Source organism: Gemmatimonadetes bacterium SCN 70-22 (genome assembly GCA_001724275.1).
Taxonomy (GTDB): Bacteria; Gemmatimonadota; Gemmatimonadetes; order Gemmatimonadales; family Gemmatimonadaceae; genus SCN-70-22.
This window is the reverse complement of the sequence record MEDZ01000013.1, coordinates 1-18,333: the sequence shown is the minus strand read 5'-3', so window position 1 is coordinate 18,333 and position 18,333 is coordinate 1. Positions and strand designations below refer to the sequence as shown.

Sequence of the window (18,333 nt, the reverse complement as noted above, 5' to 3'; positions counted from 1 at the left end):
CAGCGAGGAGTAATCCGCCGGGGGCCTCGATCAGTCTACACCCGAACGCGTCGCGCGCTCAACTCGATGGGTGGGTCTGGCAGCGAATGTGCGATGTGGTATGCATCATCACGCAGTCATCCTCTCCCTGATGCGCTTGAGCACAGCCGTTGGGGTCTCCCTAACGTCACGCGCGGTGAACTCGAGTACCCGGTAGCCTGCCCCCGCGAGCGTGAGAGCTCGCGCTCGCTCGCGCTCATCGCGTGGCTGCTCCAACTCCGTCAGGGCGCGCACGATCACGGCGAGGCGATGGGCCTGCGGTTCAGCCAAGACGAAGGTCGGCGTCTCGTTCCCAACCTTCGGGTGCACTCTCGGGACCCACCCCTCCATGGTCATCCAATTGAAGAGCGAGAGCTCTTCGATGATGCCATTGCGGAGTACATCCACGTCGTCGAGATAAGCGGCTAAGTCCCCCAGGAGCCCGCTCTGTTTCCTGCAATAGTCCAGATTGGCCACGACGATCAGCCCGTCCTTCGCACGAGTCAGCGCGACATTCAGCAGATTCGGTGGTTGTTCGACCCACCGACTGGTTCCTGACTCAACGCCGTCACTAACCACCGCGCTAAAGACGATGACCTGGCGCTCATCTCCCTGAAATCCGAAAGCGGTGTTCACGTGCACCTGTTCGGGTACGCCAGACTCCCTGAGGAGCACACCGATGCGCTCCTTCTGTCCGGCGAACGGCGTGACGACCCCCAGTTCACGTGGTTCGATGCCGGTCGCCAGGACGGTCCGTACGACCTCAAGGACAGCCCTGGCCTCCTGTTCGTTCACCCATGAGCCTCCGCTCTTCCGGTACGGACGTCCATTTACATGCTTGTGGGAGATTCCCTGTCTAATGGACGAGGAAGCGGGCCCTGAAGGTGGTCGCCGCAGGATGAGCTTCCGTTGGTAGACGTAGCGATTCGCAAAGCCGATGATCAGCGGATCGCTTCGATAGTGCTCATCGAGCATGATGACATCCGCTGCACCTCTTGGAAGCGCTTCCCGCGCCACGGAAAACAAGTCTCGGCGATCGTGGCCGTACTCGAGCAGGAACCGTCGGACGTCGTGTTCCTCGGCCAAATGCCGCTCTTCGCTCGGCCCAACGACTGTGATTGCGGGAAGCTGCTGCGGATCACCGATGACGACCAATCGCTTCGCTCTGTAGAGCATGGGGAGCAGGTTGGTCAGCGTGCACTGCGACGCTTCATCGATTACCACCAGATCGAACAGCTGCGGAAGAAGCGGAATGGAGCGCGTGGTCTGTGCGGTGGTGATCCACACCGGAGCCACGCGCAGTGCCTGGCGAAAGACGTCTCCGTGCGCGGTGAGGTCACCCTGCCCGCCATCCCCCGCAAGATGCTTGAGCGTCGTGACCGCCTTGAGCGCATCGACCTCGGTATGAAGTCGCTGGAGCCAGGCGCTACGCCCTTCATCCATTGCGGACTGTGATAGCTCCGCTTGCAGCTCATCCAGGCGAAGCCTGATGCCCTCCGGCAGGAACGGGGCGAAGCGCTCCTGCAGCTGCGATATCGGCCACTCGTTGTCTGTCGAGAGGATGCCGTCAACTTCCTCGCGAATGCCGGCGGACGCGCTGCCGGGGGGTATGGATGCAGCCGCTTCTCGAAGGCGCTCCGACGCCAGGGTTCGCTCGACGTGTATCGCCTTGAGCAGCCCGGGGCGGTCACCGTCATAGAACGCCGTCCACTCGACGACCCACGCCCGCAGCATGGACAGGCGCGCTTCAAAAGCACTCCTGTCCGGCCAATCGGCTTGGTCAGTCGGTAGACTGAGCACGTACTCACCGCGTGACGACCACGCGGCTTGGCGACGCTCTGCCTCGGAAGGAATCGCATCGCGGCGACTCGCCGCGCGCATCGATTCGTCTTGGCGAAGCACGGCGTCGTGAACCGACTCGCACAACTGCATCAGGGGGCCCGACTGCAGATACTCATGCGCGATCTCCAGCACCCGAGACGTTGGGGCCGTTGTGAGCGCTGTCATCGCGGTATCGACGTCCTTCCCTCGCTCGGACATCCACGTGGCGAGGAGCGTTCCTCCGTGCGTCAATTCCGTCCAGCTCGAACCAACGAGCGCGAGCCGCTTTCGAAGCTCCTCCCGGCTCTCTCTCGCACGCCATCCGTGATCCGCGTCAAGGGCTGCTTGAGCAAGCGCACGCAACTCCTCGGCGATAGCCAGCCAACCCTCGATATCAAGCGGCGAGCGCGGAGGCGAGATACCAAGGGAAAGCAGTGTTGGGGCGAGCGCCGCAAGTCTGGCGGCGACCTCTGATGCGGCAGCGGTGGCTGGAACTAGTCGCTCACGGGCCTCCATGAGCCTGAGCAGGCTCTCCAGGACGTCCGCCAGTCGACTACGCCCCGCGTCATTGAGCGCTCCGACGCTCCTCCAGACGTCGAGGGGGAGGTCTGGACGTAGGGATGCCTCGATGACGGCCTGTTGGCGACGCACGCGCCGACGTGTGAGCCAAGCGACAGGGTGGTAGGACGAGTGCGGAAGGGCAAGCAGCTCGGCATGAAGCGACAACCACCGGCGAAGCCCGTCGGGAGGAATGGACGGCTCGGTGACATGCGGAGGCCAGCCCGCGCCGACAAGGGCGTGTCGCCGTTCGACGTGGAGAGCGCGCGCTTCATCAGCGGTTGCGACCGTGGTCCTCAGAGCCGGCAACAGTTCCACGACGCTCGCGAGCACCGTGCGCGCCGTGTCTACGAACGCCAGTGCATGTGTCGACGAGGTCCATCGATCCCACGCTGTGGACCACTCCTCATCAGCGAGCAGACGTGCCCCCTGCGCAGTGACAGTCTCACGAGCGGCCAGCATCCAAGCGCGGAGGCTGCTGTCGATTGAGGAAAGCTGTGGGACGGACTCCTGGTCCGTGAACGAGGAAGGTGAGACCGCGCACTCCGTCAGCGCCTTGAGATAGTGGTCCCGCGCCCCCCTCGCCTCGTCGTCGAGTCTCTCGCGCTCGGCGGTATCGAGTGGAACCTGGTCGCGAAGTGCCGCGACCTGCAGCAACCACTGCTCGGTGCTGCGAAGCACGTCTCGCGCCGCCGTCGGCGAAATCGGTAGCCCCGTAATGAGCCGAAAACGATCAGACAGGACCTCCAACCTCTGCTGCAGGTCGGCGTACATGCGCCGCGAGCGACTGAAAGTGGATAGGGCCGAAGCCAGCGCCTCTTCAACCTGCTGGGGTGTGCCTGAATCGAGATGCCCTCGCAGAACCTGTCGCTCCTCAAGGAGAGAGCCAACGAGCGCCTTGGACCATTGCGCCTTCTGCGACGTCGTGGCTCCAGCGGACTGAATGATGCGTCGCAGCGCAGTCGCAACGTTGTTGCTAGGGCCACTCCCGGCCCGGATGGCCACCGGGCTGTCCTCGTCAAATGGAGCGAGGCGTTCCGCCACCACGCTCACGGCCTTGTTGTTATTGCTGGCGAACAGGACCGACTGCCCGCGGGCCCACGCGTTGAGAAGCAGCGACACGACCACTTGGCTCTTGCCGCAACCGGGTGGCCCGGAGACCACCGTGACCGGCTGTCCGCCAAGCATGGCGCTGACTGCGCGTTCTTGCGCAGTGTTGAGCGCCACGAACGGAAGCACCTCCGCATGTCGCGGCGTCGCTGGCTGCGCGATCGGGCGAAGTAGCGAGAGACCGCCAACCTCGGACGGCTTCTGCAGCACCAGTAGGCGCTCGAGCTGGTCGTAGTCGCGGATGAGGTGTCGATTGTAGGGACCAACACTCGTGGGGGGGCTGAACAGCACCCATCCAGTAGGCGGTGTGGTCGGAAACGCTCGCCGTGGGTCGAGTTCGAAGCGAGACTCGACTTCCGGAATGAGACGTACCAAGGCACGATACAGCGCATCGTGCGCGGGCGAGCCGTCTTGCTTGAGAATCCGGCGCGCTTCCACGAGAGCCTGAGCGCTCAACGCGTCTGGCTCCAGGTCGGGCCGTAGTTGCCAGCGATCGAGTCTCTGGTGCACAGGCGGACTCAGTACCCACGTGTCGCCAGACGGGCGAATCTCCAGGCCGCCCTCTCGCTCGTTGATGGAGACCTCACGGTAGAAGAGGGGCTGCCAGGAGCTCTTCAACTTCGAGCCGAACGTCGCACTCCCGACGAAGCACGGGCCACCGAGGAAGATCGTCTCGAGCTTCCCCTGATGCAGCAGCTGCCGCCACGGCCCACTGTTCAGTTGAGCCGCCTCGATCTGCCATGGCCCGTCCAGCTCCAATGGGACGAAGGCCTGCACGCTGCTCCACCTCTCACTCGTGCTGGAACTCGCGTCGAGCGCCCAGAAGCCCTCCTCTGCACGCCGAACGATGGCACGATGGAATGCGACTAGCTTCGGCCACGGAATCTCGAATTCGTTCTCCACAGCGATCACTCCCTCTCGAATCCCTGCCCCGCAAACCGCAACGTCCTCCCATTCTCCATCACGATCCGCACGACATTCTCCGGCACACCACCAGGCACCTCCGCTGAGATCTCCAGCGTGACCGTGACCTTCGCTCCGTCGAGTCCCGCCAGATGCGAGATGACCTCCTCAGCGATCTTCCCCGCGTCTCGCCCAACTCGCGCTGCCTCGAGAGTGACAGTCCCGTAGTACCGCTTGGGCAACGCGGGCGGGGTTGGAGGAGGCGGCACGGATGGCCGGCCGCGACCACCACCGCCCGGTTCGACTCCCAAGCCCTCCGGAGGCGTTGGCCTCGGTGGTTGTCCGCCCGGTTGAACACGATCGAGCTGCTCCCGCGCCGCGCTCGGCTTGACGAGAAGGCCCGCTCCCTCAACCGCGATCGACTGCACCTGTTGCCCACAACGAAGCCCGCGATATCGCTTCCCCGTCTGGTCGTAACTCTCCGCGAACGCGAACGTATCCGTCTCCCAGGTGAGCAACGCCACCCCGTCGCGCGCGGCTCGCACCAGCACCTCCGCCCCAGCGAGCCTCGGCAAGTAGGGGTACTTCGCGAAATCCTCGACCAGCTGACGCACCTCGACGTGATCGCCGCGCCACAGCGGCACGTCATCCATCCGCATCCGCAGCACGGTTGACCCGAGCGCGCCTATCAGCGTCTCCTCGCTCTTGAGCTTCCGGCTCGCCCGCACTGCGAGCGCATCGCTCCCCGTCAGCTTCGCCGCGCGCAGGGAGATGGGCTCCTGCGGCGTCGCCTGCTCGGGGATGATCAGCCACTGGTACGCCTCGGGGAGGCGCGCGGTCACGGTCGATTCGGCGGTCCTGCGCTGCGACTCGGCCTGGCGTTGTTGGAACGGTGTCAGGTTAAGCGTCTCCTTCTCCGCCAGGATCGACTCCCACGCGAGGTACTTGCGTACCGCCTCGTCGAGGTCCTGCAACCTCGCCTTGTCGGCAGCGAGAAAGACCAACGTGTTCCTGTACAGTCGCGGTGCGTTGCCGCGCGACTCGAGAATGGCCCGGGCGGCGTTGAAGGCTGCGTTGTCGGGCTCTCCTGCGTACGGGTACTCGGCGGAGAGCACGACGAGCCGAGCGTCGAGATCATCGGGCACATCGGCGCCACTGCGCGGCACCGGATGGATGCGCGAGAAGTCGCCGTGCTTGCGCAGGTCGAGTCGCAACCGCTCCTCGATCTCGTGCGCCACCTTGTCGGGCGATCGCTTGAGTTGCTCGGCGCGGTCAGCGGCCAGCTTGGTGACGGTGGGCTGCGTGTCATACCAGGCGCGGGATTCGTCCTGGTACAGGTACGTCGCCGCCGCCGCGAGCTGCCGCAGGGCGTCTCCATATACCGCGGGCGGCTCGCCCGGCATCACGCACCCAAGCTTGATGCGCTGGTCGTCGATGCCGCGATGAGCGGTGCCGGAATGCGGCGCGGAGCCCAGGTAGATGGTGCGTGCGACGCGACGGGCGGCGTGCAGGCGGCCGAGCGCGGGGTTTTCGTCGAGCTTCTTGGGGAGCGAGCTGGGGCCGTCGACGTCCTTCTCGATGATCGGGACCCAGTTATCGGACAGGTAGCGCGTGAGTTCGAACTGCACGCGCGGATCGTCGATGGGGATGGTGGAGGGGAGGATGAGCGGGTTGCGATCGCCCTTCTCCCACAGCGAGTGGATCACCGCCGCCATCAGGCGCAGCACGCCGCGCGTGCGCTGGAACTTCACCAGCGTCGACCAGTCGGTGTACAGTCGGTCGAAGACCTCGGGGTGGATGGGATACGCCGCCTGGATGCGCTTCTCGTAGTCGACGGTGCGCGACTCGCTGGGAAACTCCCCGGTCTGGCTGCGATAGAGTTCCGCGAAGGCGCGCGCCGTGATGTCCCGCTGCTTGAAGCCAGCATCGCCGGCGATGGGTTCGAACAGACGTCGCCGCACAATCTCGAACCCTTCTTCCGCCGTCGCCGGGCGCCACGACGACTCCACGCGCCCAACCACGTTGCGCAGCCGGTCGAGCGCCGTGCGCCCGCGCACGCCGCCTACCTCAACGTCGTCGGAGAGCGTGTGCGGCGACCCGGTCGTGTCCGACGCCGGGAGCGAGATCACCAGGAGGCAGTTGCCGGCGAGCTTGGCCGACTCGGTGAGCGCCTGGGCGAAGGTGAACTGCGTCTCGAAGCTCCCAGCCGGAAGGTCCGACTGGTCGTGCAGCTGGCGGGCGTACGCCACCCACTCGTCGATGAGGATGAGCGCTGGGCCGTGTTCGACGAACAGCTCGCGCAGCGTGTCGCCGGGACTCGTCGCGCGCTCGTCGTCCTCCCTGATGCGGGCGTAGGCCTTCTTGCCGCCGAGCTGATACGCCAGCTCTCCCCACAGCGTGCGAACCACCGTGCCATCAGGCTTCGTCGAAGGGCTCCCCGCCGAGATCTTGTTCCCGACCAGGACCACCCGCTTCGCCTTCGGGAGCGACTTGACCCCTGCCTCGGCGAGCAGCGTATCGACCCCCGGGAGGTCCGGGATGCGCGCGCCGGAGAACAGGTGGTACAGCGCGAGCATCGAGTGCGTCTTGCCGCCACCGAAATTGGTCTGCAGCTGCACGACCGGGTCGCCCCCCTGCCCAGAAATGCGCTGGATTCCACCGATGAGGAGCTGCTTGAGGCTCTCGGTGAGGTAGGTGCGACGGAAGAACTCGGCGGGCTTCTTGTACTCGTCCGAGCCCTCCCCGATGTGCACCTGCCAGAGATCGGCGGCGAACTCCGCCTGCTGGTACCGGCCGCTTGCGACATCCGCGTGCGGCGTGACCACGTCGCGCCAGGCCGAGATGGTGCTGGCGGCAGTCGGCTCGATCAGTGTTCCGCCCGCCCGACGATGTGCCCCGCGCACCTGTTCGTCGTAGATCGTGCGCCGCAAGTCGAGCTTGAGCTTGCGGACCTCGTCGGCCTGTGGCGCGGCGACGCTGTTGAGCAGCCGTTCGACCGAGTCCAGTGCGCGGTCCACGTCATCGCTGCTGAACGAGTCGGCATGTGCCCACTTGTTGCGCACGTCGGTGAGTTCGAGCGCGAGCGTGCGGTCGCTCCGGGAGAGGATGTTCCCGAAGACGGGCCCCCACAGCTTGTCGGTGACGAAGAGGAGGACCTGCGGATCCTGCAGCGGGTTGTCGCCCATTCCGATGTTGCGCCCGGCGAGGCCGGCGCGGAGTTCGGCGGGCCAGCGGTCGCCGTACTTCGACTTGAGTTCGCGTTCGACGAACGGCTGAAGTCCGTCGCGCAAGAGGTCGAGGCCGCGGGTGACGCGGTCGCGGTTGGTGATGGCCATGGGCTACTCCTCCGTGTCGGCGAAGGCGTCCACCTGTGTGACGCGTGCTTTGCCGTCTTCCTGCGCCAACCGCGCAATCTCCGGCCAACTCTGCACCAACCCATTGTACGCCAACGCATCCGCCGCCCGCTTCTTTCGCTCGGCGATCGCATATAACCGATACGCCAGCTCCCGCGCCACCTCCCCCTTGGCGCCGAGCGCCTTGAGCAGCGCCGCCGCTTGCGTCACGCCCCCGGCGTTGAGCGCGCGGATGAGATGATGCACCATCTCCCACGCCGTGAGGCGCGTGTCGGTGGCCGGGTCCCAGTCGGCCGGCAGCTCGTCGGCAGTGAGCAGCCGCACCTTGCTGCGCTTGGACTCCAGCACGCCCGCCTCGCGCAGCCCGTCCACGCTGGTGTTCTTGGCCCGCGCCAGCACGTCGGCCACGCCGAACTCCCCCTCGGCGAACCCCTGCTGCTCGAACCAGGTCACGGCGAAACGGGTGTCGGCGTCGAAGTCCCCCTCCTGCTCGGCCAGCGTCTCGTCGAGCACCTGGTTGATGAGCGCCAGCGCCTCGCGCACGGAGAGCGGCTTGCCCTGCGCGTCGAGCACCTGCGCATAACGAGTGTAGATCGCCATGCCGGGGCCGATGGCGGCTTGCGCCAGGTCCACCGGGGCGATGTTGCCGCGTTGCAGGTGCGCGAGCGCCGCGGGGAGTTCGGACTTGAGCGCGGCGACGAACTCGCGGCGGGTGGCGGTGGGGGCGTCGGAGGCGCGCTTGCGGCAGGCAAGCACAATACTGGATGCGAGAGCGTTCGAAGTCTGGCCTCTTAGGCGAGAGTCATTCTCGGTACGCATTGGCCATGTACCCGTCGTGCCGAATCCAGCGCGAATCACCGCGTCGAGGAATGTTTCCCAACCAGTGCTGGCAGTACCGCTCTCCGCGGAGCTCTCAGACTGTTTGAAGGCATAGTAGATGGTGACCGGGAACGCTGGATGGGACTGGTCGACAAGACGGCGCATTGCGCTCGTCATGCCATCAAGGAAGTATGCTTCGGCGCCCTTCTTCCCTTCCTCGTGTCGATAGGCGAAAGCCACGAGTTCCTCGGCCTTCGGTACTGCGACTGTTGCGAACAGATCCGGGAAGACTCCACGGAGAGAGCGCCGTAGCCAGACGTAGAAGAAGTCCGAAAGGTCGGCATAGGGGACGTTGTCGTAGTATGGCGGATCCGTTGAGACAATCTTGTCAACAGAGATTCTTTGCACACTTGCGTCGCCTTGTTGCGCGTGACCTCGTGCGGTGGGGGCAACGTGCTCAAAGGCCCTTGTGTGCGCCTTGACGATGCCATCAAGGAACACCGTCCATGCGCCTGAGCTGTTTCCCAGGGGATTACCCTCGGCATAATCCCAAAGCATTGGAATGGCCTGCCGACCGAAGAGGTGTCGCGGGCACTGAGCAATCGGCTCCCATCCGCAAAGGCTGTTGGCAAGGTCCGCCTGCTTGCTAAGCGCAAAAGCCAAGTACACCGCGACAGATTCTGCATACGCCGTCGCAGCGCTGCCGCCGTCGCGCAGCGTCATGCCGTCATCCTTTAGTCCCATACCTACGGCGTGACGATGCACCTGCTGCATCGCTTCGGATATGAGACCTGAGAACGTCGTTAGCGCCAGCGTTTGTCGTTCGGTGAAGATTGCATCGAAGCGTTCGACTCCGTAGGGCTTCACGCCTACGTACTGCGTGCTTCCGGAGATATTCAGCTCTGGCCTCCACTCCGGCTGCGCCTTCCGTGCCGCCGCTTCATGCTCAGGCGTCGGCGCGAGATACACGCGCCCTCGCTCCCCCTCAGCCACGATCGCCATCAGTCGCGCCCCCATCCGCCCGGCTTTGCCTTCTGCCTTTATGTAGTCGCCCTCGATCGGCGCCCCCGACATCAGGCACGCGAAGTTCGCCCCGCGCGACAGCTTGGTCCCGCTCTTTGCCCGCGCCGCATTCTTCGGATTCCCCACCTTCACCGTGAACCGGTAGCCACCCTCCTCGATCAGCGGCTCCACGTACGACTCCTTCCCCGCCTTGGTCGACAGCATGAAGGTCGAGGCCAGCGGCACGTCCACCTTGGCAAACGCCGGGTTGGGGCTCTTCACCGTGCGCGCCCACAGCCAGGCGATCACCGTGAGCTTCTGTCCCACGTACGGCCTGAGGTCCGGCCGCCCCTTCGCCATCTCGGCGGTCACCTCGATGGGCGGATACAGCTTGCCGATCCGCTTCTCCGCTTCGTCGCGCATCCACTGCCCGTAGTAGCGCACGTCCTCCGCCAACCCCTGCGCTCCCTTCCACTGCCGGTGCATGAACTCCGGCGGGTCGTCCTTCGACCGCGGCCGCACCGGCGGCTTTCCGGCAAATCGAGGCGGGATCTCGATCATCGCCTTGTTGATCAGCACCGCCACCGGGTTCAGGTCGCTCGCGTACGCCTCGAGCCCCAGCCGTTGCGCCTCCAGCGGCAACGCCCCGCCGCCGGCGAACGGATCGTGGAAGGCGGGGAGCGTGTGCCGGTCGAACAGCTCCTTCGCCCGCGGGTGGTCCGCGTTCTCGGCGCAGGCGCGGCGCCAACTCTGCCAGATCTCGTTGCGAGCCTTCTGGAGAACCTCCTCGTTGGTCGTGTTCTCCCACTGCACCAGCTCCTCGATGATCCGGAAGAGTCGCTGCCGCTCCTTCTCCTGCGCCTTCTCGGTGGGAAAGAGGTCCGGACACGACGATGGGTCGTCCACCATTTGCGCGAAGATCACCGCCCGCGCCGCCGCCAGCGGGCGCCGCGCCCACCACAGGTGCAGCGTGCTGGGGTGGCCGTGCCGGATCGACTTCTCCCGCGCCGAGGCCTTGTTGATGGCCTCGAGGGGGAGGGCGACTTCGATGAGTTTCTTGTGGGACTTGACGGTCATGGGTGCTCGTTGACCACGAGAGGTTCTTCTGGCTGACTTGACGCCGTCGGAAGCGCTGCCGATTGTGGAAGCGCCCCCCGCCGGCGATAGCATCACCGGCCCGACGCCCCGCCAGGGGCGTTTCTTCTTCCGGTCGACCGCGAGAGTTAATCGGGGGCGTCACGGCCTCGCGCGTCGGCTGGGTCGGGGGGAGACAGGTCGGCGGTCGCCGCCGCTGCCCTATGTGCCGACTCTATGACATCATATGCACGTTTCTTCGGAGGGAGTATTCATAGAACCTGTTGCGATACAAAGACTTACGCTTCTAAGTATGACGTTTAAGCGTAGAATTCATAGTCGGAGATTCATAGCGACCGGGCGGCAGTCTACGCACCGACCGCAAACCAGCGAGCCCAACGCCGCAACCCCTCGACGCGCACCCGCCCCGCGTCCCGAAGCTCGACCAGCAGCGTCCTGAGTTGCCCACGCGAGAGACCGGGGAGCACCTGCTGCAGCTCGGAGAACGGGCTTCCGTCCGCGCCCACGTCGATCAGGTGCTTCATCAGAAGCTCCCTATTGGCCCCGCGGTCCAGTCCGCGCCGTCGCGTGTAGGTTCCGCGCTCCCCGATCGCCGAGTAGTACCGGCGACTCAGGAGGTAGCGCGTGCCCCGTCCCCCGCCGATTCGTTCGATGAGTCCGAGTTCCAGGAGGCGAGGGAGGCGGTCCCGAAGGGCGTCGGGAGTGGCCTCGCCTCGCTGAAGGGAATCGAGCACGAGCAGGTCGCGCGTATCGAAGGAGGACAGCGTCTCGGCCCCCACTCGCTCGATGAACCTTAGGAACGCTGGATTCGACACGTCACCGCGGAGCGTGAGCCGGACCTCATGCCCTGCCGAGCCGCGGAAATCCGGGAGCGGCTTGCTCTGCTTGATGGCCTGCTCGAACATCACGTTCATCCCCTGACCCGCGCGCTCGATCAGCCCGCATCGAGCGCAGGCCTCGGCGAGACGTCGATTTCGCGGGTTCTGCTGGTCGAGGACGTTGTCCGGAGTAATCCCCGCGGGAAAGCCGCCCGGACTCACCACTTCCAGCCGGCGCGCGAACTGTCGTACGAAGACAGACGCTCCCAGTCGGTAGTCCCGATGGCAGAACGCGTTGAGGATCGCCTCTCGAATGCTCTGTTCGTCGAAGGTCGCGACTTCGGCGCGAAAGAAGCCGTCCTGATAGCTCTGTCGTTCGTTCCGCTGGTTGATGCGATCCCACAGACGGTCGTGGTAGCCGAGGAATCCCTCGCGAAACTCCAGGCGATCCTGCGCCGGTCCGGCGGACTCCGACGACCGATACTCGAACACGATCTCTGCTTGCGGCAGAAACTGCCCGAGTGCGCCCGTGGCCCCGAGCAGCAAGAGCGCAGCGAACGTGATCCCGCGTTCCGAGGTTAGCTCCGCATTCCGAAGGAGCTCGTCGTCCGTCCAGGCGAGAATGCGGTCGTTGCCGCTGCGAGCAGCCCAGCGGCGACGGAACTCCGCGATGGACGTTGCCGCCAGATCGGCGAGCACGGCGTCTGGACAGATCTCGGCCGAAAAGTCATGGGCAGATTCATTGTGAATCGCGCGCAAGGTGTCGTCGGACATCGGTTGCAGCGCATCTCCTGCCCGCATCCAGTACTGTCCGCGATCGCTCCACGGAGCGCCCGCAGACCGAGGCGGCACTCGCACGATCAGCACGCGATGGGCGTCATGGATCAGCTCCTCGATGCTTACCCGATGTCCGAGCCGCTCGAAGATCCCCGCTTCCGTTCGACCCGGTTCAGAAAAGGCCTGGCTGCCGACCACAGTGCGCGGGCGGGTATCCGTGACGCCGAGCAGGATGGTGCCGCCGCCTTCGTTGGCCAACGCAACGCAGTAGCGCACCAGCTCATCGAACTCGAACCGAGCGCGCGCCTCCTTGCACTCCAGGCGTGTCCCTTCTGGAGCGTTGAGCAACGCCAGGAACTCGGAGCGCGTCACCGCGGCTCCTCCCCCCGCTCCACCAGCTGCGCGAACGGGAAGTTCACGCTCGCCCCGTTGAAGTCCGTCGTGATCCCCGTGCGATCGAACGGCCGGCGCACGTAGTGCACCCGATGCCGCTCGTCATCGAGAAACTCGACGATGGCCAGGATGAAGTGATCCGGCTTGTTGAACGAGTAGAGGATCTCGTTCTTGGTCACGGTGAGCGTGTCGGCGCCGCTCACGCGCCCCTTGACCTCGATGAAGCGCAATTCGCCCGTCCTGGGATCGCTGCTCTCCACGTCGTAGCCGAGCTTCTCAAACTCGCGGTCAGTGGGGTGGAAACCGAGCGACCGCTCCACGTCCATGATCACGCGTCGCGCGCGCGCGGCCGACGCCTGGGTATCGGGCGACGTCGTCTCCACCGGAGTCGAAACGCCGCTGATCTGGTTCAGGAGGCCGATCGGAACCACGACGAGCCCCCCTCGCACGACTGGCGATAGCGCCGACATCTGCGCTTCGCGCTCCAGTTCCGCCAGTCGCTTCTCCAGGCGAACCTGTAGGTCGTCGGCCCGACGCCGCGCTTCCTGGGAGTTCTGGCGTGCGTTCGGCTTTCCCGCCGCCTCATCCAGTTGCAGTCGCGCGGCGCGGTGGTCCCAGTACGTGATCTCCTTCGTGAGTCGGTCCCTCACCGCGGCGCGTGTCTTCTGGATCAGCTCGAGGCGCCGATCACGGACCTCCTTCACGTGCTCCGGGACGACGTGCTCGACCGCGTAGCGAGCAGCGGTCGCTTCCACCTCGCGCGTCACCCAGGCCAATTCGGGTCGGGCGAGCAAGGCATCGCAACCGGGTTCCCCTTCCTTCAGCGGCCGGTAATCGAGATACGGCGCGTACTGCAGGTGCCGGGTGTCGCCCGCTTTGTTGATCTCGACATAGAGCATCCGGCGCGAGATGGTGCGACGTTCTCCGGAGGGAAGCAGGCTCGCATTCTGGATACCGTGCTCGATGAAGAAGAGCACGCGCGGCTCGGTTCCGGGGTCGCGCTCGTCGACGAGAACGGTCCCCCGCTTGAGGAGGTCAGCGTGGCGCTCCAGGGTGAGGTCGAGCGTCGCGTCGAGCAGCGGGTGCCCCGGGCAGACAAATGCCCCGAGCGGCTGCCCCGGCGGCGCGATCAGCTCCTTCTCGAAGACGATGCGCTCGTAGCGCGGGAGCACCGGGTCACCCGTGCCGATGACCCGGTCGCGGTTCCGCACAGGGGCCGGGATGTGCGACACCTCGTAACGCCTGGCCTCACGCAGGCGCGCGTTTCCGCCCAGCTGCCGGAACGCTTCAAGAAAGAAGGACTCGATGTAATGCGGCTGGAGGCGTCGCGCATCGGCCCGTTCCATCTCCTCCCGAATCCGCGCCACCCGGCTGGCGTCCATGGCATCATGCGCCAGGGCCCGTTCCTCGATCAGTCCTTGCAAGTGGCTCCGATCGACGCCGTTGGCGATCGATCGAGTGAGACGCGCCCGCACCTCGGGCTGATCGCCGTATCGAATCGCCTCCAGCAAGAGCTCTCTCAACGCCTTCCCCTCGAATTGAAGCTTCCCTAGGACATCGAAGACCTGACCGCCTAACGCCTTTCGTGCTTCCTCCAGCTTCTCCAGCAGCGTTCTGTAGACGTCACCCTCGCGCGTCTCGTCAGCGACGAGGTTCCAGAGATGGCACACCTCGGTCTGCCCGATTCGGTGGATGCGACCGAATCGTTGCTCCAGCCGGTTCGGGTTCCACGGGAGGTCGTAGTTGACCATCAGGTGGGCCCGCTGGAGGTTGATCCCCTCGCCAGCGGCGTCTGTCGCCAGCAGCACCTGCACGGTGGGGTCGTGGAGGAAGCTCTCCTGCGCCTTCCGCCGCTCCTCGCGTCCCATCCCGCCGTGGATCAGGACGACGGCATGCGGGCGACCGAGGAGCGAGGCGATCTGGCGCTCCAGGTAGTTGAGCGTGTCCCGGTGCTCAGTGAAGAGCACGAGTTTCTGGCGAGGTGACGGGACGGGAGGGAAAATCTCTCCGGCACCCCGAGGGGGCTGTCGCTCGCCGACGGCGCCAGGATTGCCGCCGTTCGATGAGAAGATCTCGCCCAGCAGTCGCGAGAGTTCGCGCCACTTCGTGTCCTGCCCGCTGCGGCGCACATCGGTCGCGAGCTGCTCCAGTCTCGCGAGCGTCGCGATTTCAGCCTGCAGCTCGGCGATGGTGCTGGCGGCCGTCGCCTGATCGAGGATCTCCTCCTCGACCGCCTCGACCTCGTTCTCCGGCGCCTCTTCGAGATCCTCGACGTCGTCGGCATCGAGTAGGCGCGGCGCGGGTTCTCGTGCGACCGGCGCGCCACCGCGCTGCAGGAGTTCCAGCTCGCGGAGGCGCTTCTCCAGCCGCTCTCGGCGGCGCTTGATCGACTGGTAGATCGCCTCGGGTGAAGAGGCAAGACGGCGCTGGAGGATCGTCAGCGCGAACCCCACCGTGCCGGCGCGCTTGTCGTTCTGGAGCGCGTCGGCGCGATTGAACTCCTGACGCACGTAGTCGGTGACCTCGCGATAGAGCCGAGCCTCGAGGTCGGAGAGCTTGTAGGGGACGGTGTAGGCGATTCGCTCGGGGAAGAGCGGGCGACCGTCGAACTTGAGCAGGTTCTCCTTTACCATGCGGCGCATCAGGTCCGACACCTCGACCTGGTGCACGCCATCGCGGAAACGTCCCTCGAAGCGGTCGCCGTCGAGCAGCGCCAGGAAAAGCTGGAAGTCCTCCTCCTTGCCGTTGTGCGGCGTCGCCGTCATCAACAGGAAGTGGCGCGTGAGCGTGGAGAGCAGCTGCCCGAGCTTGTAGCGCTTGGTGTACTTCACCTCCCCGCTGAAGAACGTCGCCGACATCTTGTGCGCCTCGTCGCACACGATGAGGTCGTAGCGACAGTCCGGCGCCGAGAGCTTCTGCTGGATGTCCTCGTTGCGCGAGAGCTTGTCGAGGCGCGCGATCGCGAGGTCGTTCTCCAGGAACCAGTTCCCCGTGCGCGCGGCCTCCAGCTTGTCGTTCGTGAGGATCTCGAAGGGAAGGTGGAAACGGCGGCTGAGCTCGTCCTGCCATTGCTCCACCAGGCTTCCGGGGCAGACGATGAGGCAGCGCCGCAGGTCGCCGCGTGCGATCAGCTCCTTGATGAGGAGCCCCGCCATGATCGTCTTGCCGGCGCCCGGGTCGTCCGCCAGGAGGAAGCGGAGCGGCTGACGGGGCAGCATCTGCTCGTAGACCGCGGTGATCTGGTGCGGGAGCGGGTCCACGAGCGACGTGTGGACGGCGAGGACCGGGTCGAAGAGGTGGGCGAGGCGGATCCGGTGCGCCTCGGCGACCAGCCGAAAGGCGGCGCCGTCGCCGTCGAAGCTCCAGGGGCGTCCGACCGCGACCAACTCGAGGCGGGGTTCGTCGTCGCGGTAGAGGATCTCCTCGGCGAGGCGGCCCTCGGGGCCACGGTAGACGACCGTGAGGGCGTTCGAGCCGTGCCAGGTGACGCCGACAACGGTCGCCAGCTCAGAGGGGAGGATGCCGCGGACGGTGGCGTTCGGTTTGAGCTCTTCGAGCGTCATGCGGGAGCGTCGGCGTGCGATCGTGGCGAAATCCGCACCTGCGGAGCGGGGCATTCCCCTGAGCGTGCTTCGCGCCCCTCTGACGGCCGAACCGCTCCTTCAAGAATCGTCGCTCGCATCCATTCTCCGCCTCCGAGTACGCGATCACTTACTAGACACCTCGCGCCGAATCCCGGGACCACGGTATCCCCCGGGACTGACGGTCGGCCAAGCACCGGCCGAGTCATGCCAAGGTCTCATCCGAGGGCCTAGGGCGCAACCCGGATGAGGCTGCCTGACCAGTTGCCCTCGTAGGGCGAACACCCGTCTCGGGGGTGACGATTCGACTCGGCAGTCCTCAGTGTGGCCCTCCGTGAAAATCATTACCACCGCTGCCGCAGTCTGGCGGGCGACGTTCTCGTCGGCGCGCGGGCATCGAGTTGGCGTTCGTGATGCTCGCACTGGCATCGCCGATCCACGCCATCGCCGCGCAGGATTCGGCTTCAGTTGCCGTCACGCGCGCCAACGTCCGGCGTGCCCCCACTGCGGACGTCACTGTGGTGGCGACACTCAAACGCGGCACGCAGCTCGCGGCGCTCGAACGATCGGTGGGAGGGACGCGGATACAAGGAGTGAGGGCCGCCGGCTGGATACGAAGCGACCTCCTGCACCCCGCTGCTCGAGGCGACACAGCGGCAGCGCCCTCACCCGCTCCGACTCAGGTATCCACCGACGACGGGTCCGAGCGCGGGGCACTTCGATCCACAGACGGCCTCGTGGAAACAGGTGGGGCGACTCCTCCCGCCGCGGCATCCGCTTCGGCATCCGCCGCGCCGTCCGGAAGGTCATCTGCCGCAGGACTCGATGACAAAGATTGGGAGTATCGCGATCCCGCCCTCGCCAGGAGGTACGCCCTCGTTGCCGCCGGAGGAGGGCATCTCTACGCGGGGGAGCACCTCAAGGGAGCGGCACTGCTTGTCGGATCGGTCGTGGTCCTCTTCAACGGCATCTCGCGAGTGCAGTGCGACCAGGGGATGCTGCTGGTGCTGCACGTGAAGTGCGCGCCGGTAAATACGGCTCTGCTGTTAGGGGCGTATGTCTTCGGGTTCCTCGATGCGGACGACAGTGCCAATCGCATGCACCGCGAGCGCGCTCGGCAGCATGCCGGCGTACGGCCGAGGGTATCGCCCGTCCTGCTAACGGCACCCGACGGCGGGAGGCGCATCGGCATCGAAGCAGTATGGAGCTGGTAACACTCACCCTGACTGACCACAGCATGAGAAGCGTGCAGATGGGGAACTTCGTTCGGCGACTGTTGACCATCGGGATCGCATGGTTGCACGGTACCGGTTGCCTCTCGGTCACCCCACGACGCGGCGGGGTGAAGATCGAGGAGTCCTTCGTTCAGTCCATCTCCAAGGGATCAACGACCGGAGAGTCCGTGCGATCGAAGCTGGGCGCACCGCAGTCGATCACGCGTGCCGCCAACGGCACCGAGACCTGGACCTATACGGGATGGGAAGGAAGGCCGGCAACGATCGGTTATGGATACGATCGAATGCGCTCTCGCTCCCTTTCTCTCACCATACGCAATGGGGTCGTTGTGGACTACACGTATTCGACTTCGGATTCACGACCATGACGCAGGATTGACTCTCCGCGCGGTCGCCATCGCGTCCGGCGCTCGGCTCACCAAGATCCGCCAAAGGAAGCGCTAACCAGACGATCCGTCATCAGTCCTCGTCCTCACACAACTACCAGTCCGATGCTGCGCTCGAGGAGAGCCTCTCCAATGAGGCACTGCTCGAGTTTCACATTTGGCGGAAATCGGGCTGATGCTGGACGCCGAGGAGGCTCTCGGGCCCGGCCGGCTCGCCCGAGTCATCGGCCTGCACGTCCGCCGCCTCCGCGACATGCACGATGAGCGACGGGGTGGGCGCGCGCGGCGCCCCACACTCACAGCCGCAAGGCGGGAGCCTCCTCTAAGGCCGCGGCGGTTCAGACTAACGCTCATGGCGCGCTGCGGGGGGATGTACCGTCGCGAGCGGTACTTCGCCCCCCCGCACCTTCCTCCCCAATCCGTGTATCTCTCAGAGTCGCCCCCCACCCCCCGCCCCCCTCCAC

General features: G+C 65.6%; 6 protein-coding genes. 1 reads left to right on the top strand and 5 read right to left on the bottom strand.

Annotated features, from left to right (window positions below; genetic code table 11):
* Positions 1-108: 108 nt before the first annotated feature.
* The 5 genes from ABS52_08405 to ABS52_08385 form a co-directional block, all read right to left on the bottom strand.
* On the bottom strand, positions 109-4,419 hold the full coding sequence (locus ABS52_08405; protein ID ODT03618.1) for a hypothetical protein: 4,311 nt from the start codon (positions 4,417-4,419) through the stop codon (positions 109-111).
* Complete coding sequence (locus tag ABS52_08400; GenBank protein ODT03617.1) at positions 4,416-7,745, bottom strand: AAA+ family ATPase; 3,330 nt, start codon at positions 7,743-7,745, stop codon at positions 4,416-4,418. Before ABS52_08400 ends, ABS52_08405 begins: the two co-directional genes overlap by 4 nt.
* Positions 7,746-7,748: 3 nt before the next feature.
* Positions 7,749-10,661 (bottom strand): hypothetical protein, encoded by a 2,913-nt coding sequence (locus ABS52_08395; GenBank protein ID ODT03616.1) that lies wholly within the window; start codon positions 10,659-10,661, stop codon positions 7,749-7,751.
* Between the two features lie 365 nt (positions 10,662-11,026).
* The gene (locus tag ABS52_08390) at positions 11,027-12,646 is read right to left on the bottom strand and encodes a transcriptional regulator (GenBank protein ODT03615.1); all 1,620 of its coding nucleotides are present in this window, start codon (positions 12,644-12,646) and stop codon (positions 11,027-11,029) included.
* Positions 12,643-16,230, bottom strand: coding sequence for an RNA helicase (locus tag ABS52_08385; GenBank protein ODT03614.1), 3,588 nt, complete (start codon positions 16,228-16,230; stop codon positions 12,643-12,645). Before ABS52_08385 ends, ABS52_08390 begins: the two co-directional genes overlap by 4 nt.
* A 968-nt stretch (positions 16,231-17,198) precedes the next feature.
* Between ABS52_08385 and ABS52_08380 the strand changes: the two genes are divergently transcribed.
* A complete protein-coding gene (locus ABS52_08380; GenBank protein ODT03613.1) occupies positions 17,199-17,462 on the top strand; it encodes a hypothetical protein in 264 nt (87 codons plus the stop codon).
* Positions 17,463-18,333 lie beyond the last annotated feature (871 nt).

What these genes read in the sequence shown, in the direction of transcription:
- ABS52_08385 (ODT03614.1), bottom strand. Translation starts at nt 16,230, where the DNA reads ATGACGCTCGAAGAGCTCAAACCGAACGCCACCGTCCGCGGCATCCTC.
- ABS52_08395 (ODT03616.1), bottom strand. Translation starts at nt 10,661, where the DNA reads ATGACCGTCAAGTCCCACAAGAAACTCATCGAAGTCGCCCTCCCCCTC.
- ABS52_08400 (ODT03617.1), bottom strand. Translation starts at nt 7,745, where the DNA reads ATGGCCATCACCAACCGCGACCGCGTCACCCGCGGCCTCGACCTCTTG.